This window comes from Actinomadura sp. NEAU-AAG7, assembly GCF_018603865.1.
Taxonomy (GTDB): domain Bacteria; phylum Actinomycetota; class Actinomycetes; order Streptosporangiales; family Streptosporangiaceae; genus Spirillospora; species Spirillospora litoris.
In genome coordinates, this window is sequence record NZ_JAHFZY010000003.1 from 310134 (window position 1) to 332332 (window position 22199).

The 22199-nt window shown below is 73.9% G+C and carries 22 protein-coding genes; 13 read left to right on the forward strand and 9 right to left on the reverse strand.

The features are described 5' to 3' along the window. Window positions 1-56 precede the first annotated feature (56 nt). From sucB to KLI87_RS16030, 3 genes are all read right to left on the reverse strand, one after another. Window positions 57-1589 carry a 2-oxoglutarate dehydrogenase, E2 component, dihydrolipoamide succinyltransferase gene (gene sucB, locus KLI87_RS16020; protein ID WP_214617710.1) on the reverse strand — a complete coding sequence of 511 codons (1533 nt, stop codon included), beginning with the start codon at window positions 1587-1589 and terminating at the stop codon, window positions 57-59. A 37-nt stretch (window positions 1590-1626) separates the two neighbouring features. Continuing rightward, window positions 1627-3021: a dihydrolipoyl dehydrogenase gene (lpdA, locus tag KLI87_RS16025; protein ID WP_214617711.1), complete on the reverse strand. Its 1395-nt coding sequence runs from the start codon at window positions 3019-3021 to the stop codon at window positions 1627-1629. A gap of 132 nt (window positions 3022-3153) precedes the next feature. Further along, window positions 3154-4662, reverse strand: a complete 1509-nt coding sequence (locus tag KLI87_RS16030) for a leucyl aminopeptidase (RefSeq protein ID WP_214617712.1) — start codon at window positions 4660-4662, stop codon at window positions 3154-3156. Window positions 4663-4950: 288 nt separating this feature from the next. Between KLI87_RS16030 and KLI87_RS16035 the strand changes: the two genes are divergently transcribed. From KLI87_RS16035 to KLI87_RS16060, 6 genes are all read left to right on the forward strand, one after another. Then, on the forward strand, window positions 4951-5727 hold the full coding sequence (locus tag KLI87_RS16035) for a GntR family transcriptional regulator (protein WP_308166030.1): 777 nt from the start codon (window positions 4951-4953) through the stop codon (window positions 5725-5727). An 88-nt stretch (window positions 5728-5815) separates the two neighbouring features. Further along, on the forward strand, window positions 5816-6043 hold the full coding sequence (locus KLI87_RS16040; protein ID WP_156219417.1) for a ferredoxin family protein: 228 nt from the start codon (window positions 5816-5818) through the stop codon (window positions 6041-6043). A 12-nt stretch (window positions 6044-6055) separates the two neighbouring features. Continuing rightward, window positions 6056-7477: an ABC transporter substrate-binding protein gene (locus KLI87_RS16045; protein WP_214617713.1), complete on the forward strand. Its 1422-nt coding sequence runs from the start codon at window positions 6056-6058 to the stop codon at window positions 7475-7477. Beyond that, window positions 7474-8337 (forward strand): ABC transporter permease, encoded by an 864-nt coding sequence (locus tag KLI87_RS16050; RefSeq protein ID WP_214617714.1) that lies wholly within the window; start codon window positions 7474-7476, stop codon window positions 8335-8337. Before KLI87_RS16045 ends, KLI87_RS16050 begins: the two co-directional genes overlap by 4 nt. Continuing rightward, the gene (locus tag KLI87_RS16055; protein WP_214617715.1) at window positions 8337-9098 is read left to right on the forward strand and encodes an ABC transporter ATP-binding protein; all 762 of its coding nucleotides are present in this window, start codon (window positions 8337-8339) and stop codon (window positions 9096-9098) included. Before KLI87_RS16050 ends, KLI87_RS16055 begins: the two co-directional genes overlap by 1 nt. Then, window positions 9098-11839, forward strand: coding sequence for a fumarate reductase/succinate dehydrogenase flavoprotein subunit (locus KLI87_RS16060; protein ID WP_250903910.1), 2742 nt, complete (start codon window positions 9098-9100; stop codon window positions 11837-11839). The genes KLI87_RS16055 and KLI87_RS16060 overlap by 1 nt, the downstream gene beginning before the upstream one ends. Here the strand turns inward: KLI87_RS16060 and KLI87_RS16065 are convergent. From KLI87_RS16065 to KLI87_RS16080, 4 genes are read right to left on the reverse strand one after another with little or no spacing between them, the layout of a single operon-like run. After that, a complete protein-coding gene (locus KLI87_RS16065) occupies window positions 11823-12575 on the reverse strand; it encodes an adenosylcobinamide-GDP ribazoletransferase (protein WP_308166031.1) in 753 nt (250 codons plus the stop codon). The genes KLI87_RS16060 and KLI87_RS16065 overlap by 17 nt on opposite strands. Continuing rightward, window positions 12572-13516: a bifunctional adenosylcobinamide kinase/adenosylcobinamide-phosphate guanylyltransferase gene (locus KLI87_RS16070; RefSeq protein ID WP_214617716.1), complete on the reverse strand. Its 945-nt coding sequence runs from the start codon at window positions 13514-13516 to the stop codon at window positions 12572-12574. The genes KLI87_RS16065 and KLI87_RS16070 overlap by 4 nt, the downstream gene beginning before the upstream one ends. Window positions 13517-13570: 54 nt before the next feature. Then, a complete protein-coding gene (locus KLI87_RS16075; RefSeq protein WP_214617717.1) occupies window positions 13571-14281 on the reverse strand; it encodes a hypothetical protein in 711 nt (236 codons plus the stop codon). Next, on the reverse strand, window positions 14278-14901 hold the full coding sequence (locus KLI87_RS16080; protein WP_156219423.1) for an RNA polymerase sigma factor: 624 nt from the start codon (window positions 14899-14901) through the stop codon (window positions 14278-14280). Before KLI87_RS16080 ends, KLI87_RS16075 begins: the two co-directional genes overlap by 4 nt. Window positions 14902-15008: 107 nt before the next feature. Here KLI87_RS16080 and KLI87_RS16085 point away from each other — a divergent pair, with 107 nt between their 5' ends. Continuing rightward, on the forward strand, window positions 15009-16763 hold the full coding sequence (locus tag KLI87_RS16085; RefSeq protein WP_214617718.1) for a hypothetical protein: 1755 nt from the start codon (window positions 15009-15011) through the stop codon (window positions 16761-16763). An 83-nt stretch (window positions 16764-16846) separates the two neighbouring features. After that, on the forward strand, window positions 16847-17044 hold the full coding sequence (locus KLI87_RS16090) for a hypothetical protein (RefSeq protein WP_156219425.1): 198 nt from the start codon (window positions 16847-16849) through the stop codon (window positions 17042-17044). A 43-nt stretch (window positions 17045-17087) separates the two neighbouring features. Here KLI87_RS16090 and KLI87_RS16095 read toward each other — a convergent pair whose 3' ends face one another. Beyond that, complete coding sequence (locus KLI87_RS16095; RefSeq protein WP_214617719.1) at window positions 17088-18089, reverse strand: aldo/keto reductase family protein; 1002 nt, start codon at window positions 18087-18089, stop codon at window positions 17088-17090. 39 nt (window positions 18090-18128) lie between these two features. Continuing rightward, the gene (locus KLI87_RS40060; protein ID WP_308166032.1) at window positions 18129-18704 is read right to left on the reverse strand and encodes a DUF3043 domain-containing protein; all 576 of its coding nucleotides are present in this window, start codon (window positions 18702-18704) and stop codon (window positions 18129-18131) included. A gap of 198 nt (window positions 18705-18902) precedes the next feature. Between KLI87_RS40060 and KLI87_RS40065 the strand changes: the two genes are divergently transcribed. The 5 genes from KLI87_RS40065 to KLI87_RS16120 all read left to right on the forward strand — a co-directional run bounded on the left by KLI87_RS40065 (window position 18903) and on the right by KLI87_RS16120 (window position 22197). Beyond that, complete coding sequence (locus KLI87_RS40065; RefSeq protein ID WP_250903911.1) at window positions 18903-19310, forward strand: hypothetical protein; 408 nt, start codon at window positions 18903-18905, stop codon at window positions 19308-19310. A 250-nt stretch (window positions 19311-19560) separates the two neighbouring features. After that, window positions 19561-20370, forward strand: coding sequence for a PspA/IM30 family protein (locus KLI87_RS16105; protein WP_214617721.1), 810 nt, complete (start codon window positions 19561-19563; stop codon window positions 20368-20370). Next, window positions 20367-20645, forward strand: a complete 279-nt coding sequence (locus KLI87_RS16110) for a hypothetical protein (protein ID WP_214617722.1) — start codon at window positions 20367-20369, stop codon at window positions 20643-20645. Before KLI87_RS16105 ends, KLI87_RS16110 begins: the two co-directional genes overlap by 4 nt. A gap of 65 nt (window positions 20646-20710) precedes the next feature. Continuing rightward, window positions 20711-21628 carry a zinc metalloprotease HtpX gene (htpX, locus tag KLI87_RS16115; protein ID WP_156219429.1) on the forward strand — a complete coding sequence of 306 codons (918 nt, stop codon included), beginning with the start codon at window positions 20711-20713 and terminating at the stop codon, window positions 21626-21628. Next, complete coding sequence (locus KLI87_RS16120; protein WP_214617723.1) at window positions 21628-22197, forward strand: hypothetical protein; 570 nt, start codon at window positions 21628-21630, stop codon at window positions 22195-22197. The genes htpX and KLI87_RS16120 overlap by 1 nt, the downstream gene beginning before the upstream one ends. The last annotated feature ends 2 nt before the right edge of the window (window positions 22198-22199 follow it).

Genomic DNA, 22199 nt, shown 5'->3' on the forward strand with positions numbered 1-22199 from the left:
CCCGCGGCTCCGCGGGGAGCGGCGGGGGTCCCGGGACGAGCGGTGCCGGAGAGGGGTCAGAGGCCGAGGTCGGCCTCGAAGTTGCCCTCCTCCAGGCGGTGCTTGATCGTGCCGAGGAAGCGGGCGGCGTCGGCGCCGTCGATCAGGCGGTGGTCGTAGGTGAGGGCCAGGTAGACGATCGAGCGGACCGCGATGACCTCGCCCAGGTCGGGGTCGTCGATGACGGCGGGGCGCTTGACGACGGCGCCGGTGCCGAGCATGCCGACCTGCGGCTGGTTGAGGATCGGGGTGTCGAACAGCGCGCCCCGGCTGCCGGTGTTGGTCAGCGTGAACGTGCCGCCCGACAGCTCGTCCGGGCTCACCTTGTTGGTGCGGGTGCGCTCGGCGAGGTCGGCGATGCGCTGCGCGAGGCCGCCGAGGTTCAGCTGGCCCGCGTTGTGGACGACAGGGACCATCAGGCCCCGCTCGGGCACGTCCACGGCCATGCCGAGGTTCTCGACGTCGTGGTAGGTGACCTCGTTGGTCTCGCTGTCGATGACGGCGTTGACCTTCGGGTGCGCCTTGAGCGCCTCGACGGCCGCCAGCGCGAAGAACGGCAGGAACGACAGCTTCACGCCCTCGCGGGCCTGGAAGTCGGCCCTGGCCCGCTCCCGCAGCCGCGCGATCTTGGTGATGTCGACCTCGACCACGGTGGTGAGCTGCGCCGAGACCTGGAGCGACTCCACCATGCGGCGGGCGATCGTCTGCCGGATCCGGGTCATCTTCTCGGTGCGGCCGCGCAGCGCGAGCTGCTCGGCGGGGGCGCCCGCGGGCGCCGGGGCGGCGTGCCGTCCGGCCGGGGCCGGCGCGGCGGGGGCGGCCGGGGCGGCGGCCGGAGCCGCCGGGGCCGGGGCGGGCGCGGCCTGCCGGGCGGCCTGGGCGGCGCGGGCGGCCTCCAGGACGTCCTGCTTGCGGATGCGCCCGCCGACGCCGGTGCCCTTCAGCGCGGACAGGTCGACGTCGTGCTCGGCCGCGAGCTTGCGGACGAGCGGCGTCACGTACGGGCCGTCGCCCGACGGCGCCGCCGGGGCCGGAGCCGAGGGCGCGGGCGCCGCCGGAGCGGGCTGGGACGCCGGAGCCGGCGCGGGAGCCGACGGGGCCTGGGCCGCCGGAGCCGGGGCGGGCGGGGCCGTGGGCTGCTGCTGCGCGGGCGGCGGCCACGCGGCGGGCGGCGGCGCCTGCGGCGCGGGCGCGGACTCCGCGGCGGGGGCCTCCTGGGCGGGGGCCTCCTGCGCCGGGGCCTCCTGCGCCGGAGCCTCCTGGGCGGGCGCCTCCTGCTCGGCGGGGGCGTCGCCGCCGGCCGGCGCGGCGCCCTCGTCCCCGATGATCGCGAGCTCGGCGCCGACCTCCACCGTCTCGTCCTCGGCGACGGTGATGCTGGTCAGGACGCCGGATGCGGGCGAAGGGATCTCGGTGTCGACCTTGTCGGTCGACACTTCGAGAAGCGGCTCGTCGGTCTCGACGCGCTCACCCTCCTTCTTCAACCAGCGGGTGACGGTGCCCTCGGTGACGCTCTCGCCGAGCTGGGGCATAGTGACGGAGACCGGCATGGCTCTCAGCGACTCCTTCGAGAAATACGCGCGGCGTTCAGCCGTGCACGTGCAATGGCTTGCCGGCGAGCGCCAGATGCGCCTCGCCGACCGCCTCGGACTGGGTCGGGTGGGGGTGGATCAGCTGGGCGACCTCGCCTGGCAGGGCCTCCCAGTTGTAGATGAGCTGACCCTCCGCGATCAGCTCGCCGACGCGTGCGCCGACCATGTGCAGGCCGAGGACGGGGCCGTCCACGGCGGCGATCACCTTCACCTCGCCCTGCGTCCCCAGGATCTTGCTCTTGGGGTTGCCGGCGAGGTCGTAGGTGACCTCCTTGACCTCGTACCCGCGCTCCCGGGCGGTGGCGGTGGTGATGCCCACCGACGCGACCTCGGGGTCGGAGTAGGTGATGCGCGGCACGCCGTCGTAGTCGATCGGCGGCGGGGTGAGCCCGGCGAGCCGCTCGGCGACGAGGATCCCCTCGGCGAAGCCGACGTGGGCCAGCTGCGGCGTCGGGATCAGGTCGCCGACCGCCGAGATCGTGGGGACGCTCGTCCGGCACAGCTCGTCGACCTTGACGAACCCGCGCTCGGTCTCCACGCCCGCCTCGGCCAGCCCGATGCCGTCGGAGACGGGACCGCGCCCGACGGCGACGAGCAGGATCTCGGCGTCGATGGTCTTGCCGCCCTCCAGGGTGACCGACACGCCGCCCTGGGTGGTCTTGGCGGTCTCGAAGCGGGTGCCGAGCTCGTACTTGATGCCGCGCTTGCGGAAGGCCCGCTCCAGCCGCTTGGAGCTGGACTCCTCCTCCAGCGGCAGCAGGTGCGGCAGCGCCTCGACGATCGTGACCTCGGCGCCGAACGAGCGCCACACGCTGGCGAACTCGACGCCGATCACGCCGCCGCCGAGGATGACGACGGAGCCCGGGACGTGCTGGAGCCGCAGCGCGTGGTCGCTGGAGATGACGCGCTCGCCGTCGATCTCCAGGCCGGGCAGCGACTTTGGGGCCGACCCCGTGCCGAGGACGATGTGGCCGCCCTCCAGCGTCCTGACCTGCCCGTCGTTCGTCGTGACCTCGACGCTGGTCGCGCCGGTCAGCCGGCCGGTGCCGTGCACGACCTCGATGCCCTTGGACTTGATGAGCCCGGTGAGGCCCTTGACGGTCGTCGAGACGACCTTGTCCTTGTAGGCGTTCACTCCGGCGACGTCGATGCCCTCGAACGTCGCCTTCACGCCGAACTTCGCCGCCTCGCGGGACTGGTCGGCGATCTCGGCCGCGTGCAGCAGCGCCTTGGTGGGGATGCAGCCGCGGTTGAGGCAGGTGCCGCCGAGCGAGTCGTCCCGCTCGACGAGGGCGACGGACTTGCCGAGCTCGGCGGCGCGCAGCGCGCACGCGTATCCGCCGCTGCCGGCACCCAGGACGACGATGTCGAAGGGGCCGCTGTTGGCCACTGGACGCTCCCTTTCCCGATCTGACGCCGCGTGGGCCGCGGCGCCTCTGGCGGGGCGGGGGCTCGGGCGTCCGGGCCCCCACCGCCACGAGAAAAACCTATTAGCTTGTCACGCCGGTGGTTCGGGCGGCCCCTACAGAGTGCCGTCGGCGAGGTCCTCGGCGATCTGGACGAGGGTCCGGGTCGCCGCGCCGGTGCCGCCCTTCGGGGTGTACCCGTAGGGCTCGCCCTTGTGGAAGGACGGGCCGGCGATGTCGAGGTGGGCCCACCTGACGCCGTCCGGCACGAACTCCTTGAGGAAGACCCCGGCCACCAGCATGCCGCCCCAGCGCTCGCCGCTGATGTTGGCGATGTCGGCGACGGCGGAGTCCAGGCCCTTGCGCAGGTCGGCGGGCAGCGGCATGCCCCAGGCCGCCTCCCCGGCGCGTCCGGCCGCCGCGACAACCTTCTCACGGACGTCGTCGTCGTTGGCCATGACCCCGGCGGTGCGGGTGCCGAGCGCGACCAGCTGGGCGCCGGTCAGCGTCGCCACGTCCACGATCAGGTCGGGGCCGTCCTCACCGGAGCGCACGAGCGCGTCGGCGAGGACGAGGCGGCCCTCGGCGTCGGTGTTGAGGACCTCGACGGTCTTGCCGCCGTAGATGCGCAGCACGTCGGAGGGGCGCTGGGCGGTGCCGCTCGGCATGTTCTCGGCGATCGCGAGGTAGCCGACGACGTTCACCTTCGGGCCGAGTTTGGCGATCGCGGCCAGCGCGCCGAGCACCGCGCCCGCGCCGCCCATGTCGGACTTCATCCAGTCCATGGACTCCGACGGCTTGAGCGACAGGCCGCCCGAGTCGAACGTGATGCCCTTGCCGACCAGCGCGAGCGTCTTGGACGCCTCGGGGTGGGAGTAGGCGAGCCGGACCAGGCGCGGCGGGTTCACCGAGCCCTGCCCGACGCCCGCGATGCCGCCGTACCCGCCGTCCACCAGGGCCTTCTCGTCGAGCACCTCGATGGCGAGGCCGGTCTCGGCGGCGACCCGCTCGGCCTCGTGGGCCAGCTCCTCGGGCGGCAGGTGGGAGGGCGGCGTGTTGACCAGGTCGCGGACGAGGTTGATCGAGGAGGCGAGCACGCGGGCGCGCTCCAGCGCCGCGTCGGCGCCCTCGCCGCCCGGCCCGGCGGCGGGGCCGGCCACGCGGACGTCCTCGACCGGGCTCTTGTGCCCGTCGCCGGTGCGGAAGGCGTCGAAGGCGTAGGCGCCGAGCAGCGCGCCGAGCGCGACGCCCTCGACCTCGCCGGCCGAGGCGGCGGGCAGGGCGACGGCGACCCGGGCGGTGCCGGCGAGCGCGCGCAGGGCGGCGCCCGCCGCGCGGCGGAGGTCTTCGACGGTGGGGCTCTCGCCCAGGCCCGCGGCCAAGATGACCGGGGCGGGGACGGCGCCGAGGGTCGGGAGTTTGACGACCTCTCCGGCCTTGCCGGTGGCGCCGAGTGCGCGCAGCGCGTCCGCGAGCCGTCCGCCGAGGGCCTGGTCGAGGTCCTGGAGGAAGGGCGCGGAACCGGCGGCCGGGGCGGCTCCCGCCTCGGCTGGGGAGACGCCGATCACGATCGCGTCGACGTCTAGATCGGCCGGGGTCGCGCTGTCAAGGCTGATGCTCGTCACGTAGCCCGATGGTAGTCCTCCCGGTGACCGGTTTCGCCCTTTTGGATCAAGCCTTACCCTCCTGGAACGTGCCGCGCCGGACCGCTCCACCCCGCCCCCGCCGGCGCCCGGCGGGCGCGCCGCGCGGCGGCCGGGGGCGTGCGGGGGGTGCGCGGGGGCGGCGGCGGGGTGGCGGAACGCCGCTGGTCACGGGACGAACCGCAGGTCAGAAGGGGTTCCCCGGCGTGTCGGGGTGGCGTAGCGGAACCTCTATTCACCTATTCCGATTGTTTTAGTAGGTTTAGCTGCGTGACCAGGAGAGACGCCGTGATCAGGGCCGAGGCGGCCGGGGCGCTGACGCTGTCGGACGCGCGGCGGCTGCGCGCCGACCGGGCGCGGCAGGTGGCCGACGTGCTGCGCCGCCAGGTGCTGTACGGGGAGTTCCGCAGCGGCGCGCTGCCCGCCGAGGCCGATCTCGTCCGGGAGTTCGGCACGTCCCGCAACGCCGTCCGGGACGCGCTGGACCTGCTGCGCGCCGAGGGCCTGGTCGAGCGCTGTCCGGGGGTCGGCACGCTCGCGGTCGCCGAGAAGTACCCGCACGGGCTGGAGCGGCTGCTCGGGCTGGCCGAGACGCTGCGCGAGCACGGGGAGGTGACCAACGAGGTCCGCACGACCGGGCTGATCGCGCCGTCCCGGGAGATCTCGTCGCGGCTGCGGCTGCCCGAGGGCGAGCCCGTCGTCTACGTCGAGCGGATCCGGCGGCTGAACGGGCTGCCGCTCTCGCTCGACCTGACCTACCTCGCCCGCGACCTCGGCGAGCCGCTGCTCGGCGAGGACCTGGCGCACAACGACATCTTCGTCCTGCTCGAACGGATCGCCGGGCAGCCGCTCGGCCGGGCCGAGGTCACGCTGGAGGCGGTCAACGCCGATCCGCACTCCGCCGCGACCCTCGACGCCCCGCGCGGCACCGCCCTGCTCATGGTCGAGCGCCTCACCCACCTCGCGGACGGCCGCCCGGTCGACCTGGAGTTCATCCGGTTCCGCGGCGACCGCATCACGATGAGCGGCTCCATGCACCGCTCCTGACCCCACCCCTTCCCGCACCCTTCCCGCACCGCTGCCGCGCGGCGCCGCGCGGTGTCCTCCGCATGCCCGCAGACCCCTGGAGAAGCCCATGTCCCTCGTGGCGAACCGTGCCGACGTCCCCGTGACCGTGGACGAGGCGCTCTGCATCGACGGCTGCACGCTGTGCATCGACGTCTGCCCCCTGGACGCGCTGGCCGTCCACCCCGAGACCGGCAAGGCGTACATGCACGTGGACGAGTGCTGGTACTGCGGCCCGTGCGCCGACAGATGTCCGACCGGGGCCGTGACCGTGAACATGCCATATCTGCTGCGCTGAGGGACATATCCGATGAAGAGAGTGCTGGCGGCCGGTGCCGCCCTGGTTCCACTGCTGGCCGGCTGCACCGTGGCGGGGAACGCCTCGGGCGGGGGCGGCTCGGGCGAGATCGTCGTGGGTTACCAGTCCAAGACCATCAACACGGTCACCGCGGGCACGCTGCTGCGCTCGCAGGGCTACTTCGAGAAGCGCCTCAAGGAGCTCGGCGGGGACAAGCACTCCGTCGTGTGGCGCGACTACGACACGGGCGCGCCGATCACCGCGCAGATGCTCGCCGGGAAGATCGACATCGGCTCGATGGGCGACTACCCGCTGCTGATCAACGGCTCGCGCTCGCAGGCGCAGGGCGGCGACGCCGCCACCGAGTGGGTGTCGGTGACCGGCTACAACCTGCGCGGGTCGCTGAACGGCGTGGTCGTCGCGAACGACTCCAAGGCGAAGACGCTGCGCGACCTGAAGGGCAAGACGGTGTCGGCGAGCGTCGGGTCCGCCGGGCACGGGACGTTCGTCCAGGCGGCGCGCCGGTACGGGCTCGACCCGTCCAAGGACGTCAAGGTCGAGAACCAGCAGCCCACGGTCGGCGCGTCGGCGCTCCAGTCGGGGCACGCGGCGGCGTTCGCGCAGTTCGTGGCCTGGCCCGGCCTGCTGGTGAACCGGGGCGAGGCCAGGCTGCTCTACGACGGAGGCCAGCTGGGCGTGCCGACGTTCCACGGCGTGGTCGTCCGCAAGCAGTACGCCAAGGACAACGAGAAGATCCTGCGGGCGTTCCTGCAAGCGCAGATCGACGCGACCAACTACCTGCACGCCCACCCCCTGGAGGCGGCGGAGTCGGTGGCGTCGGCCACGGGGCTGCCGGTGGAGACCGTCTACCTCTACAACGGCGCGGGCGGGGTGGCGACGTTCGACCCGACCGTGAAGAAGCCGCTGCGGGACGCGTTCGTCCAGGACGTCCCGTTCCTGAAGTCGATCGGGGTCATCCAGACGCCGCTCCAGGTGGACCCCTTCGTCAACGAGTCCTACATCAGGAAGGTCGTCGGCCCGTCCTACGACGGGCAGGCCGCCTCCACCGCCAACCCCGCCGCGATCACCGGCACGGACGAGGTCTGCAAGACGAAGGTGGGCGACGCCGCCACGGCGGGCGAGGTGTGGGTGAAGGGCGAGCCGCGGACGCGTCCCGTCGCCGACCCCGTCTGCCTGCTGCGGAACGTGAAGGCGCTGCAAGGCCAGGGCAAGCAGATCCGCGCCGCCTACATCCCCGACACCGCCTCCGGGACGCGCTGGTTCGCCGACAAGGACGTCTGGGTCGAGGACCCGTCGGCCGGGGCCGCCAAGCGGTTCAAGCCGTTCGCCACCCAGGAGGGCGCGCAGAAGTACGTGTCCGCGCACGGCGGCGCCAGGGTCGTGGCCTACGACGAGGCGGTGAAGCGCGCATGACCGCGACACGGGCGAGGGGACCGCGCGCCGACGCGACACGCGCCGACGCGACGCGCACGGGCGCGGGGCGCGCGGGCGGGGCGCGGGTGAGCGGGCTCCTGCGGTGGCCGGTGCGGGCGGCGTCGCTCGCGACCGCGCTGCTGGCCTGGCAGATCCTCACCGCGGCGAACGTCCGGTTCTGGGTGCGCTTCGACCGCTTCCCCGGCCCGATGGACGTGCTGCGCGAGTTCGGGCGCCAGGTCGAGGAGGCCCAGTTCTGGCAGGACATCGCGCAGAGCCTCGTCCGGATCCTCACCGGGTTCGCGCTGGCGGCCGTGCTCGGCGTCGTCCTCGGCGTCGCGACCGCCCGGTCGCGCTGGGCGGGCGACCTGCTCCAGCCGCTGTTCGAGGTGGCGCGGCCGATCCCCGCGATCGCGCTGGTGCCCGTGGCGATCCTGCTGTTCCCGGCGAACGAGCAGGGGATCGTCTTCATCACGTTCGCCGCCGGGTTCTTCCCCGTCCTGGTCAGCACCCGGCACGCGGTGAAGGCGCTCCCGGTCGTCTGGGAGGACGCGGTGCGGACGCTCGGCGCGGGCCGGTGGCGGGTGCTGCTCCGCGTCGTCCTGCCCGGGGTGCTGCCGGGGGTGTTCGGGGGCCTGTCGATCGGGATGGGCGTGGCGTGGATCTGCGTGATCTCCGCCGAGATGATCTCCGGCGACTTCGGCGTCGGCTACCGCACCTGGCAGGCGTACACGATCGTCGACTACCCCGGCGTGCTCGTCGGGATGGCCACCATCGGGCTGCTCGGCTGGCTCACCTCCGCCGCCGTGGAGGTGGCCGGCCGCAGGCTGACCCGCTGGCTGCCGAGGGAGGAACGCTGATGGGCGGGAACGGGGCGCTGTCCCTGCGGGCCGAGGGGGTGACGCTCGGCTACGCCGGGCGGCCCGTCGTGTCGGGGCTGAACCTGGCGGTCGCGGCGGGGGAGATCCTCGTCGTGCTCGGGCCGTCGGGATGCGGCAAGTCGACGCTGCTGCGGGCGTTCGCGGGGCTGCTGCCCGCCGCGTCCGGACGCCTCGTCGCGGGCGGCGAGCCCGTCACCGGCACCTCCGCCGACCGCGCGCTCGTCTTCCAGGACGACGCGCTGCTGCCCTGGCGCACGGCGCGCCGCAACGTCGAGCTGGCGCTGGCGCTGCGCGGCGTCCGGCGCGGGGAGCGCCGCGCGACGGCGGCCCGCTGGCTCGAACGGGTCGGGCTCGGCGACGCCGCCGACCGGCTGCCGCGCGAGCTGTCGGGCGGGATGCGCCAGCGCGTCCAGCTCGCCCGCACGCTCGCGGCCGGTCCGCGCGCGATCCTCATGGACGAGCCGTTCGGCGCCCTGGACGCGCAGACCCGCGCGAGCATGCAGCGCCTGCTGCTGGACGTCCTCGCCGACGCGCCCGCCACCGTCGTGTTCGTCACCCACGACGTGGACGAGGCGCTGCTGCTCGGGCACCGGATCGTGGTGCTCGGCGCGGTCGGCGTGGCGGCCGAGTTCCCCGTCCCCGCGTCCCGCGACCTGCTGCTCGCGGCGCTCGGCGCCGCACCCGAAGTCGTTCAGGACGCGCGGCCGGAAACGCGCGTCGAGGAGAGGGAGGCCGTCTGATGGAGACCCCATCCGTGCCGATGGAGAACTCCGTGCCGATGGAGATCCCGCCCGTGGGGCGGCGGCGCGAGCTGAGCTGCGACGTGCTGGTCGTCGGCGGCGGCACCGCCGGGACGATGGCGGCGATCACCGCCGCCGAGCACGGGTCGTCGGTGCTGCTGCTGGAGAAGGCGCACGTCCGGCACTCGGGCGCCCTCGCGATGGGCATGGACGGCGTGAACAACGCGGTCATCCCCGGCAAGGCCACCCCCGAGGACTACGTCGCCGAGATCACCCGCGCCAACGACGGCATCGTCGACCAGCGGACCGTCCACCAGACGGCGACGCGCGGGTTCGCGATGGTGAAGCGCCTGGAGCGCTACGGCGTGAAGTTCGAGAAGGACGAGCACGGCGAGTACGCGGTGCGGCGCGTCCACCGGTCAGGTTCCTACGTGCTGCCGATGCCGGAGGGCAAGGACGTCAAGAAGGTGCTGTACCGGGTGCTGCGGCAGCGCTCGATCCGGGAGAAGGTGCGGATCGAGAACCGCGTCATGCCGGTGCGCGTCCTCACCTCCGGCGGGCGGGCCGTCGGGGCGGTGGGCTTCGACACCCGCACCGGCGAGTTCGTCACGGTGTCGGCGAACGCCGTCATCCTCGCGACCGGGGCGGCCGGGCGGCTCGGGCTCCCCGCGTCCGGCTACCTCTACGGGACCTACGAGAACCCCACCAACGCCGGTGACGGCTACGCGATGGCCTACCACGCGGGCGCGGAGCTGAGCGGCATCGAGTGCTTCCAGATCAACCCGCTCATCAAGGACTACAACGGGCCCGCCTGCGCCTACGTCGCCAACCCGTTCGGCGGCTACCAGGTGAACGCCGAGGGCACCCGGTTCGTCGACTGCGACTACTGGTCGGGGCAGATGATGGCGGAGGTCAAGCGCGAGATCGACTCCGCGCGCGGGCCCATCTACCTCAAGCTCACCCACCTGCCGGACGAGACGCTGTCGGCGCTGGAGAGCATCCTGCACACCACCGAGCGGCCGACGCGCGGCACGTTCCACTCCGGACGCGGCCACGACTACCGGACGCACGACGTGGAGATGCACATCTCCGAGATCGGGCTGTGCGGCGGCCACTCGGCCTCGGGAGTCCGGGTGGACGAGAACGCCCGCACCACGGTCCCCGGCCTGTACGCGGCGGGCGACCTGGCCTGCGTCCCGCACAACTACATGATCGGCGCGTTCGTGTTCGGTGACCTGGCGGGCGCGCACGCCTCCGCCTACTGCACCTACGGCGAGGGCCTCGCCGCGCTGCCGGAGGACCAGATCGCGGCGGCGCACGAGCTGATCTACCGCCCGCTGCGCCACCCGGACGGCCCGCCCCAGCCGCAGGTCGAGTACAAGCTCCGCCGGTTCGTCAACGACTACGTCGCGCCGCCGAAGACGCAGGCCAAGCTCGACATCGCGGTCGAGACCTTCACCCGGATGGAGGGGGAGATCGCCGAGATGGGCGCGACGACCCCGCACGAGCTGATGCGCTGCGCGGAGGTGACGTTCATCCGGGACTGCGCGGAGATGGCGGCCCGCTCGTCGCTGGCCCGTACCGAGAGCCGCTGGGGCCTCTACCACGACCGCGCCGACCTGCCCGAGCGCGACGACGCGTCCTGGATGTACCACCTCGACCTGCGGCGCCGCGACGACGGGACGATGGAGTTCCTCAAGCGTCCCGTCGCGCCCTACCTGGTGCCGGTGGAGGAGTTCACCGTCCCGCCCGAGGACACGCCCGTCGTCGTCCTGACCCCGGAGGCGCCGCGCTCGGCCGCGCACACTCCGGTTCCGGGCACGGCCACGACGCGGCAGGCGACCGCGATCGGCCGGTCCCCGCACCTGCTGGAGCTCCAGCGGCTCGCCGAGACCGAGCCGCCCGTCGAGGAGATCACCCCCTACCTGGAGGACCCGGACCCGAAGGTCCGCCGCGCCGCCGTCGCCACCCTCACCGAGGTCGCGCCGGACGGCGTCGCGGGGGCCCTCGCGTGCGCGCTCGGGGACGGGCACGGGTCGGTCCGGCGCGCCGCCGCGACCGCGCTGCGCGAGCTGGTCGAGGTGCTGCCCGCGACCCCCGAGGTGCGGGACGCGCTGTCCGGTGCGCTGGGGAGCGAGGACGCGCAGGTCCGGGCGGCCGTCCTGGACGTCCTGCGCGCGCTGCGGCTCGGCTCGCCCGAGGTGTTCGGCGACGCGCTCGGGGACCCCGACCACCGCGTCCGCCTCCAGGCCGTGCGGGGCCTGGTCGCCCACGACGCCTCCGACCGGGTGGCGGCGGCCTCCGGCGACGCGTCCCGCGAGGTGCGGGTCGCGGTCGCGCACGGCCTCGGCACGATCGGCGCCGCCTCCGCGGCGGGCGCCCTGGGCGCGCTGCTCGGCGACCGCGACGACCTGGTCAGGGCGGCGGCGCTGGAGGCGCTCGCCGGGATCGGCTGCCCGCCGCCGCTCTCCGCCGCCGCCGTCGGCGCCCTGCACGACCCCGCCTGGCAGGTCAGGACGGGCGCCGCGCGGGGCCTGGCCGCCGCCGACCCGGAGGTCGCCGCGGGGCCGCTGATCAAGGCGCTGGACGACCCGCACCTCGACGTCCGCAAGGCCGCCGTGATCGCGCTGTCCGCCGTCCCCGCGACCCCGGAGGTGGCCGCCGCGCTGGACCGCGCCCGCACCGACCCGGACGCCGACGTCCGCGCCTACGCCCGCCGGGCGGTCACGGCGCCAGCGTGATCAGGGCGGCGGTCCCGGCGATCTCGACCAGCGCGCCGAGGACGTCGCCGGTGACCCCGCCCAGCCGCCGGACGGCGTGCCGCAGCATCAGCGCCGCCGCCGCCAGCCCGACCAGGACGGCGGCGGCGGCGCGCGGCGCGCCGCCGGGCCCGCTCGCGGCCGCCCCGGCGGCGGCCGCGCCCACGACGACGAGCCCGGTGACCAGCAGCGCGTTCCGCGTCGGGACGGTGCCCGCGACCAGCGAGCCCAGCCCGCCCGGCCGCGCCGCCGGAACGGCGTCCCGGCACGCCCAGGGCAGCGCCGCACGCCCGGTCACGGCCCCGATGACCGCGGCCACGGCGCCATGCGGCGCGGACGCGAGCGCCGCGACCTGGACGAGCAGGGTCAGGAGCAGCGTCACCACGCCGAACGGCCCGATGTCGGACCGCTTCATGATCGCGAGCGCCTCCGCCGCCGGGCGGCCGCTGCCGAGCCCGTCGGCCAGGTCGGCGAGCCCGTCCAGGTGCAGCGCCCGCGTGAGCACCGCCGTCGCCGCCACCGCGAGCGCCGCGCGCAGCAGCGGCGACAGCCCCGCCGCGTCGCCCGCGACGAGCACCAGCGCCGCGGCGCCGCCGGTGACCAGCCCCACGGCGGGCGCGGTCAGCATCGCGGCCCGCGCGGTGCCCCGGTCGACGCTCCCCGCCGGCAGCGGCACGACGGTCAGGAGCGTGACGGCCAGCCGCAGCCCCGCGATCACGCCAGCTCCGTGACGCGGCCCGCCACGACCAGCGCGGCCTCCTCGGACTCGGCGGCGAGCCGCTGGTTGAGGTGCCCGAGCGCGTCCCGGAACGCCCGTCCCGACCGGGTCGCGGGCACCACCGACAGGCCGACCTCGTCGCTCACCGCCACGACGCGGGACCTCGTGCGCCGCCAGGCGTCGACGAGACCGTCCAGACGCGGCCGGACGCGGTCCGGGTCGTCCCACGCCCCTTCCTCGTCGAACACGACCGCCAGCCAGGAGCCGACGCCGTCCACCAGCACCGCCCCCTCGGCCTCCCCGAGCACGCCGCCGAGGTCGGAGGTCTCGACCGTCCGCCACCACTCCGGGCGCCGCCGCCTGTGCGCCTCGACGCGCGCCGTCCACTCCGGGTCGTCCGCGCGGACCACGCCGGTCGCCACGTAGGTCACGTCCGGGCACGCGGCCAGCCGCAGCTCCGCCTCCGCCGACTTCCCCGACCGCGCGCCGCCCAGCAGCAGCGTCCGGTGGGGCCCGCCCGCCGGACGCCGCCAGAACGCCGTCCGCCGCTCCAACTCCTCGACCGAACGGATCCGGTGGTCGACGTGCACGGCCAGAACCTCGGTCCCGGACGTGACGGCCCCAGCCGTGCGCAGCCGTCCCAGATGCTCGGGTGACCCCACCAGATCCAGCAGGACGGCGTCGTACACCACCCCCGCACCCGGCTCGGGATCGGCCCCGGGCCCGGACGAGACCAGCGCACGCCCACCGGACGGCCCGGTGACGTCGTGGCCCCCGGCCACGGGGACGCGGGCGCAATCCTCCAGCGGCACGCCGTCGATGAGGACCCGCGTCGGCCCGTGCGAGACCCCGGCGGTGCGCAGCCGGCCGCAGGACGCGCACCCGCACCCGGCCGCGGGCCAGCCGCCGGGACCCGCGAGGTCGAGAAGCTGAATGTCCATGACGCCGCGAATACTACGGTGGCCTGGAGACACGGGCCGCGGGCCCGCCCGGCTTCATTCGGCGGGGACCCCCGTCAGGGTGATGGTCCGGGTCTCCGGGTCGATGTCGCCGAAGGAGGCGCAGCGCCCGTCCCGTCCGTGCACGCGGCCGAACTCGGCGGTCACCACGCGCCATCCCGGCAGGCCGTTGGCGGCGAGCCGCCCCTCGGCGAGCGCGATCGACCTCCGCTCGGAGACGCAGCGGGCGCTGAACCCGGCCACGAGCTCCTTCCGGAGCCTGGCGAGCGCCTGGGCCCGGGTCCTCTCGGCGCCCGCGAGCGGGCGCCACGGACGCAGTCCGAGCTTCCGGCAGACCCCGGAGTCGCCGGGGAAGACCCCGACCGCCTTGTCCATGCCGCAGGCCACGAGCGGCGGCGCCGTGCGTGTGCCCTCTCGCACGACGCCCTCCCGCCACAGCCCGGCGCACTCGCCGACCGGGTCGAGGGTGCCGGTCCCGATGGCGGTCGTGTCGGCTTGCAGGTCCGCGCGCGCGTAGCAGCCGGTGGCCAGGGACTGCTCCACTCCGTCGTCCAGCAGGCCCCCGGCGACGGCGACGCCGCCGCCCGCCAGGACGAGGGCGGCGACCCCGCCCGCGATCCAGGGCCCGCGCCGGGCGATCCGGCGCCGTCCGGCGGGCCGCGAGATCTCCTCGACGAGGTGCCGCCTCCGTACGGCACCGGCCGCCGGGTCCAGGTCGCGCTCGCGAGGCGGCGAGTACTCGTTCACAGTTCCTCCTGGGTCGACTGAAGCGCCGAGTGGCGTTCACCGTTCGCGTGGGGCTCGTTCGCCGCCAGCTCCCGCAGCCGCGACTTCGCCCTGGACAGGCGCGACCGCACGGTCCCCACCGGCACCCCCAGGGCGACGGCCGCCTGGGCGTAGCTGAGCCCGTCCGCCGCGCACAGGGCGAGGACGTCCTGGTCGTCGGGGGAGAGCCGCCTCACCAGGCGCAGGAGCCGCGCCATCGCCCGTTCGGCGTCGAGCCGCTCCGCCACGTCGTCGGCGTGGTCGGAGGCGTCCGGGCGCTCGGGGAGGCGGGCCAGCGCGTCGCGGTGCCGGCGCCGCGCGCGGTCGCGGTTGCGGGCGACGTTGGCGGCCACGCCGAGCAGCCAGGGCAGGGCCGAGTCGCCGTCCAGCCGCACCTCGGCGCGGCGGCGCCACGCCTCAAGGAACACGACCGAGGTCAGCTCCTCCGCCGCCGACCAGTCGCCGGCGCGGCGGAAGCAGTGGTTGTAGACGGCGCGGGAGTGCCGGTCGAACAGCACCCCGAACGCCTCGGCCTCGCCCTCGACGGCCCGCCGCCACATCTCGGCGTCGGTCGGGTCCGGGTCGGTCGACACGTATCTCATGCCCTTCTGTGTCCGCGGACGAGCCGGGGGTTCCGCGCGCCCCCGGGAACCCGGACGGCGGCCGCGGACATAGACCCCGTGATGATGATCGACACAGAGGAGCCCAGATGGACACGTCCACCCGCGGCCTGCCGGTCCTGTTCGGGAGCGCCGTCGCGGTCGTCGTCGCGTCCGGCGTCGGCGCGCCCCCGTCGGACCCCGCCGCGCGGTCCGCGCCCGTCGCGAACCGTACGCCCCGCCAGGCCGTCGGAGGCACGATGGAGGAGACGGCGCTCCGGGACGGTCCACGGATGATCGAACCGAGGCCCGCGTCGCCGTCCCGCGCCCCCCGGCGGCGGGCGGCCGGCCCGCTCCACCGGCTCACGGTGTCGGTCCTCGACCGCGCCGGTGAGGCGCCCGCCGACGGCGACGCCGAGAGTTTCGGGGTCTTCGACCCTTCGACCGGCGAACAGGTGCACGGCACGTTCACCGGGGGATCGGGGCAGGTCGAGGTGCCGCCGGGCACGTACCGGGTGGGCACCTGGATCCGCACGCGGGAGCCCGGCCGCCCCGACGCCGCCGCCCTGGTGATCCGGCCGTCGGTGACGGTCGCCGGTGACACCGGCGTCCTGCTGGACGCCCGCACCACCAGGAAGGTCGAGGTGAGCCTGGACGACCCGGGCCCGAAGATGTTCCTGGGCGACGTGCTCGTCCCGATGACGACCAAGGGGGAGCGGCACGCCTACCGCCTCCCGCTGGAGAACGGGTTGTACGTCTCCCCGGCGGTCGGCGTGTCGCTCCACGTCTTCACCACCTGGACGCCCGGCGGCACGGGCGAGGGCCGGTACCAGTACTCCGTGCTCACCACCTCGAAGGGCCGCATCCCCGACGAGCCGGTGTTCCGGGTCCACCGCTCCGACCTGGCCGCGGTCCGCACGGGCTACCCCGCGCCCGGCCGCGCCGCCTGCGTCTCGACCTGGACCGGGCCCGACCTGCCCGACCTGCCCGTCATCGTCTCGCACGGCCTGCTGGCGGGCACGGCGCCGGGGGAGCACACCGTCCACACCACCCCGGGTGTCCGGTGGAGCGACGACCTGCTGATGGACGGCGACGACTGCGCCTTCCAGAACCTGGAGGCGACCCAGAGCGGGGAGCGCTACCCGAGCGCCGGTGAGTACACCCGGCGATGGAACACCGCCCCGCTCACCCCCGCGCTGGCGTACTGGAACGGCGGCGACCTCACCCCCGCCGTCGTCCGCCGCCAAGACCAGCTGGACGTCAACATGTCCCTGTTCTCCGACGGCGTCCCCAACCACGTCGGGCCGCGGGACGCCCCCTGGGAGGACGGGCACATCACCGGCAGCACGACCCTGAAGCTGGACGGACGGCCGATCGGCACGAGCCAGGACGCCGGTTTCGGCACCTTCACGCTCCCCGGCGGAGGCGGGCGCTACAGGTTGGAGACCACCGCCGAGCGGAACGTCCCGTGGTCGCCGCTGGGCACCCGCACCGACGCGGCCTGGACCTTCACCTCGGCGCACACCGGCACCGAGGCCGCGCCCCCGCTCATGGCGGTGCGCTACGACGCGGGACTCGACGGCCACAGCCGCGCCCTCGCCGGTGCCGCACACCGCGTCGGCGCCAAGGTGCAGACCCCGCCCGGGGCCGGGGCGCCCAGAGTGAAGCGGCTCCGCGTCCGCGTCTCCTACGACGACGGCCGGACGTGGCGGGACGCCGCCACCCGGCCCGCCGGGGACGGCTGGGCCATCGACCTCCGCCACCCCGCGGACGCCGAGTACGTCTCCCTCTCCGCCACCGCCGTCGACGCGGCGGGCGGCACCGTCGAGCAGAGCACCATCCGCGCCTACGCCCTGCGCCGGTGAGGCCGCCGGACGAGTGAGGCCGCGTCCTGACCGGACACGACACGCCGAGGCGACTAGTGTTCGGGCCGACGAGGGAGGTCGCCATGGCGTGGAACTGGCGTTTGGAAAAGGCCGACGGCCGCCCGGCCGGGGTATCGGAGGAGACGTTCTCCACCCAGGCGGACGCGGAGAGCTGGCTGGGTGAGAACTGGCGCGGCCTGCGCGCCGACGAGGTCGACAAGGTGACGCTGCTGGACGGCGAGGACGTCGTCTACGGGATGAGCCTGCTCGACCCCGAGTGAACCGGCCGAGGGCCGCGGGGCACCGGGCCCCGCGGCCCCTCGCTCACGGCCGGGTGGGCGGGCTGACGGTGTGGGACGCGTCGCGGAACACCGCGTCGCCGAGCACGTCGTCGATCCGCCGCAGCACGTCGGCCTCCAGCTTGACCCCGGCGGCCTTCACGTTGTCGCTCACCTGCTCCGGGCGCGACGCCCCGACGATCGCCGCCGACACGTTCGCGTTCTGGAGCGTCCACGCGATCGCGAGCTGCGCCATCGACAGGCCCAGCTCGTCCGCGATCGGGCGCAGGTTCTGCACGCGGGTCAGCAGCCCGTCGTCGAGGAAGCGGCTGATCATGTTGGCGCCGCCCTTGTCGTCGGTGGCGCGCGAGCCCGCCGGGAGCGGCTGCCCGGGGCGGTACTTGCCGGTCAGCACGCCCTGCGCGATCGGCGACCACACGACCTGGCCGAGGCCCTCGCGCTCCGACAGCGGGACGACCTCCTCCTCGATCACCCGCCACAGCATCGAGTACTGCGGCTGGTTGGACACCAGGCGGTCGAAGCCCATCTCGTCCGCGATCTTCAGGGCCCGCTCGATCTCCTCGGCGCGCCACTCCGACACGCCGACGTAGAGGACTTTGCCGCGCCGGACGAGGTCGTCGAACGCGCGGAGGGTCTCCTCCAGCGGCGTCTCGTGGTCGAACCGGTGCGCCTGGTAAAGGTCGACGTAGTCGGTGCCGAGGCGGCGCAGGGAGCCGTCGATGCCCTCCATGATGTGCTTGCGCGACAGCCCGCGGTCGTTCGGGCCCGGCCCGGTCGGCCAGAAGACCTTCGTGAAGATCTCCAGCCCCTCGCGGCGCTGGCCCTTGAGCGCGCGGCCGAGAACCTCCTCGGCGCGCGTCCCGGCGTAGACGTCCGCGGTGTCGAAGGTCGTGATCCCCTCGTCGAGGGCGGCGCGCACACAGGCGTGCGCCGCGTCCTCCTCGACCTGGGAGCCGTGGGTGAGCCAGTTGCCGTACGCGATCTCGCTGATCTTCAGACCGCTCCGGCCGAGGTATCGGAACTCCATGTCCGGAACCCTATCCGGCCGGTGATCGCGACCCCGGGGTCAGACCCGGTCCTTCTCGCCGAGCTTCACCGCCGGGGCGGGCATCCGCAGCCTGCGGATCTGCATCGCGCGCATCGCCGCGTAGAGGCCCACGCCGCGCTGGTCGTCGTCCGGATACCGCTCCGAGGCCAGCTTCTTCACCCCGCGGCTGAGGAACACGCCCTCCGCCAGGACGACCAGCAGCACCACCGGCGGCGCGAACAGCCCCATCAGCCGCGCGGCGGGGATCGGCATCAGGCTGAGGATCACGACCGCGAACAACGCGTACATCAGGTACGAGCCGAACGTGCGGCGCGCGTCCACGTAGTTGCGGGCGAGCTTGCGCACCGGCCCCTTGTCGCGCTTGAGCAGGTACTTGTCGTCGCCCTTGGCCATGCCCTGCTTGGCCTTGACCCGCTCGCCGGCCTGCCGCTCCCTGGCCCGCTTGTAGGCCTCCTTGCGCGTGGAAGGCGCCGTGATCGGCTGGCGGCGGCGCTTCTCGGCCTCGCTGCGCTTGGGCGTGGGACGGCCCTTGCCTCCGGGCTTCACGACCTCCGGAGGGCTCTCCGGCGCTTCTGGGCTACGACGCTTGAACACGGGGATCAGCCTACCGGCCCCCACCCGCCACGACGCCAGACGCGGGAGCCCCGGCCCAAGAAGGACCGGGGCTCCCGCGCCTCGGCGGTCCTCAGCGGTTCGACACGGCGACACCGGAGCGCGGCCCGGCGCTGATCGTGGCGGGGGGACGGTTCGGGCGCGGGGCGTGCGTCCGCCGAACGAAGGAGGGAAGGTCGCATGGGTCGAACTTCGCTGACCGGATACGAGGTGCGGCGCAGGCTCCGGTCCCGTTATTTGCGGTGGCGGACGGAGCAGCACCGGGAGACCGTCATCCGGTACCTGGACGAGCTGGCGCCCGTCCTGGAGGAGCTCGAGTGGCGGTGCGTGCGGACGGACCGTCCCGAGATCGCGCGGGTGGGGCAGCCGCTCCTGCGGATCCACGGCGAGGGCGTCGTGACGACTCTGAACGTGCTGGCCGTGCCCAAGGGCGGGTGGGGGTTCCACGAGGCCGCGAAGGGGAGGGGCGGCTTCCTCTTCCCCTGCGGGGGAGACGTCGCGCACGCGGCGCAGGTCGTGGACCGGTTCCTGCGGGCGCGGGAGGAGGACGCGCGGTGGGGCGTCCCGAGGCCGCGGGAGGGGAGTTGACCCGTCACCCGCCGTACCGCCGGAACCGGACAGGGAACTGGACACCGGGCGGCGCGCGTCCGAGATTCGTGAGCATCGAGTCCGCGAACCGGGGAAGGGTACCCATGCGATCATGGGGGGACTGCGACGCTCTGACGGCAACATCTCGCAAGGCTGGGACGTTAACGCGTAGGGTGATAAGAACCCCAGCAGTGGTCATTGAGCCCAGTTTGCGACTGAGGCGACAGCACGAAGGGACCGGCGCCGCGCGATGAGCGTGATGAAGCGAATGTCGATGATCTTCAAGTCCAAGGCGAACAAGGCCCTGGACCGCATGGAGGATCCTCGCGAGACGCTCGACTACTCCTACCAGCGCCAGCTTGAGATGCTGCAGAAGGTCCGTCGGGGTGTCGCCGACGTCGCCACCTCGCGCAAGCGTCTTGAGCTGCAGATCAACCAGTTGGAAGGTCAGCAGAACAAGCTGACCGACCAGGGCAAGAAGGCCCTCCAGGTGGGCCGCGAGGACCTCGCCCGCGAGGCCCTGACCCGCCGCGCCGGGCTCGACGGCCAGCTCGGCGACCTGCGCGCCCAGTACCAGCAGTTGCAGGGCGAGGAGGAGAAGCTCACGCTCGCCTCCCAGCGGCTCCAGGCCAAGGTCGACTCCTTCCGCACCCGCAAGGAGACGATCAAGGCGACCTACACGGCCGCCGAGGCGCAGACGAAGATCAACGAGGCGTTCTCCGGCATCTCCGAGGAGATGGGCGATGTGGGTCTGGCGATCCAGCGCGCCGAGGAGAAGACCGAGACGATGAAGGCCCGCGCGGGCGCCATCGACGAACTCCTCGCCTCCGGCGCCCTGGAGGACTTCTCCGGTCCCAAGGACGACATCCAGGCCGAGCTCGACCGGATGGGCTCCGGGCCCGGCGTCGACCTCGAACTGGAACGTCTCAAGGCCGAGCTGGGCCAGGGCCCCGCGCCCAAGGAGCTGAACCAGGGCTCCTCGGCCGCGCAGGCGCAGCAGCAGGCCCAGGACACCCCGCAGCAGGCCCCGTGGCCGCAGAAGCCCGGGGGTGCCCAGTGATCGTCCGCCTGATGGGCGAGGGCCAGCTGGACGTGGCGGCCGCCGACCTCTCGGCGCTCAACACCCTCGACGCCGAGCTGGAGAAGGCGATCGAGGCCGACGACGAGACGGCGTTCCGCGCCGCGCTGCACGCCCTGCTGGAGAACGTCCGCAAGGTGGGCCAGCCGCTGCCGGCCGACAGCCTCGCGCCCTCGGAGCTGATCCTCCCCCCGGCGGACGCGCACATCGACGAGGTCCGGTCGATGCTGGGTGACGAGGGGCTCATTCCGGACTGATCCGGCACGAAACCCGGCTCTCGGACGTTGCTACAGGTGAATCGGGAGAACGGGGGAGATCAGAAATGGCCCGGACGCGGTACGCCTCCGATCGGGGGCTCACGTCGCGCATGCTCGTGACCATGTTCCTGCTGGGGCTGGTCTACGTCGTCTTCGTCACGGCGTTCTTCGTGATCTCACCGAGCATCGGCATGATCGCGCTGGGCGTCGCCCTGGTCTTCCTCCTCGTCCAGTACTTCTTCTCCGACAAGCTGACGATGTTCGCCATGCACGGGCGGGAGGTCTCCCCGGAGGAGGCGCCCGAACTGCACGGCGTCATCGACCGGATCTGCGCGATGTCGGACGCGCCGAAGCCGCGCGTCGCGATCACCGACACCGACGTCCCGAACGCGTTCGCCACCGGCCGCAACCAGAAGAAGGCCGTCGTGTGCGTCACGACCGGCCTGATGCGCCGCCTCGACCCGGTCGAGCTGGAGGGCGTCCTCGCGCACGAGATGGCGCACATCGCGCACAAGGACGTCGCGGTCATGACGATCGCCTCGTTCCTCGGCATCTGCGCGGGCCTGATCACGCGGTTCGGGCTGGAGTGGGGCCTGTGGGGCGGCTTCAACCGCCGCGACGGCGACCAGAACACCGGCCTGATCCTGCTCGCCGTGATCGCGGTCAGCGCCGTCGCGTACGCGGTCAGCTTCCTGCTCACCCGGGCGCTGTCGCGCTACCGGGAGCTGTCGGCCGACCGGGCCGCCGCGCTGCTGACCGGCCGCCCGTCCGCGCTGGCGAGCGCGCTGACGAAGGTCACCGGTGAGATCGCCCGGATCCCGACCAACGACCTGCGCTCCGCGCAGGCGTTCAACGCCTTCTTCTTCACCCCGGCGTTCGGCAAGGGCTTCAGCGTCTCCTCGCTGTTCTCCACCCACCCGACGCTCGACCGCCGCCTCGCCCAGCTGTCGTCGATCTCCGACCAGCTCAGCAGGGGAGCCTGATGGGATTCCTGGACACGCTGCTCGGCCGGTCCAAGCCGGTCAAGCCCGACCTCGACCGGCTGTTCGGGCTGTCCACCGCCGCGATCACACTGGAGGCCGCCGCCGGCTTCCGGCCCACCGGGCTCGGCTCGGTGTGCTTCCGCGCGGCCGAGGGCGGCGCGTTCGCGCGGCTCCAGCAGGACGTCCAGGAACTGCTCGACGCCGACGAGGGCCCGAAGGTCGAGATCAGCACCGACGGCTACGGGTACACCTGGCTGCTCGCCGAGCATCCGCCGGAGGAGCTCCCCGCGCTGGTCACCGACCTGCACGCGGTCAACGCGACGCTGGAGGGCGGCGGGTTCGGCCCGCACCTGCTGTGCTCGCTCGCCGGGTTCGCCGGCCTTGACGGGCGGCGGCTCGCGCTCGTCTACCTCTACAAGCGCGGCACGTTCTACCCGTTCGCGCCGCTTCCCGGCGACAAGCGCGACAACGCGCTCGAACTCCAGGTGCGCGGCGCGATCGGCGCGGACCTCCCCTTCGAGGACGACCTCGGCCGGTGGTTCCCCGTCTGGGGCGCCCCCGGCCTCTGACC

Coding starts and splice junctions, on each gene's coding strand:
- sucB (WP_214617710.1), bottom strand. CDS start 1,589: ATGCCGGTCTCCGTCACTATGCCCCAGCTCGGCGAGAGCGTCACCGAG.
- KLI87_RS16040 (WP_156219417.1), top strand. CDS start 5,816: ATGTCCCTCGTGGCGAACCGTGCCGACGTCCCCGTGACCGTGGACGAG.
- KLI87_RS16045 (WP_214617713.1), top strand. CDS start 6,056: ATGAAGAGAGTGCTGGCGGCCGGTGCCGCCCTGGTTCCACTGCTGGCC.
- KLI87_RS16050 (WP_214617714.1), top strand. CDS start 7,474: ATGACCGCGACACGGGCGAGGGGACCGCGCGCCGACGCGACACGCGCC.
- KLI87_RS16055 (WP_214617715.1), top strand. CDS start 8,337: ATGGGCGGGAACGGGGCGCTGTCCCTGCGGGCCGAGGGGGTGACGCTC.
- KLI87_RS16060 (WP_250903910.1), top strand. CDS start 9,098: ATGGAGACCCCATCCGTGCCGATGGAGAACTCCGTGCCGATGGAGATC.
- KLI87_RS16070 (WP_214617716.1), bottom strand. CDS start 13,516: ATGGACATTCAGCTTCTCGACCTCGCGGGTCCCGGCGGCTGGCCCGCG.
- KLI87_RS16080 (WP_156219423.1), bottom strand. CDS start 14,901: ATGAGATACGTGTCGACCGACCCGGACCCGACCGACGCCGAGATGTGG.
- KLI87_RS16085 (WP_214617718.1), top strand. CDS start 15,009: ATGGACACGTCCACCCGCGGCCTGCCGGTCCTGTTCGGGAGCGCCGTC.
- KLI87_RS16090 (WP_156219425.1), top strand. CDS start 16,847: ATGGCGTGGAACTGGCGTTTGGAAAAGGCCGACGGCCGCCCGGCCGGG.
- KLI87_RS16095 (WP_214617719.1), bottom strand. CDS start 18,089: ATGGAGTTCCGATACCTCGGCCGGAGCGGTCTGAAGATCAGCGAGATC.
- KLI87_RS40065 (WP_250903911.1), top strand. CDS start 18,903: ATGGGTCGAACTTCGCTGACCGGATACGAGGTGCGGCGCAGGCTCCGG.
- KLI87_RS16105 (WP_214617721.1), top strand. CDS start 19,561: ATGAGCGTGATGAAGCGAATGTCGATGATCTTCAAGTCCAAGGCGAAC.
- htpX (WP_156219429.1), top strand. CDS start 20,711: ATGGCCCGGACGCGGTACGCCTCCGATCGGGGGCTCACGTCGCGCATG.
- KLI87_RS16120 (WP_214617723.1), top strand. CDS start 21,628: ATGGGATTCCTGGACACGCTGCTCGGCCGGTCCAAGCCGGTCAAGCCC.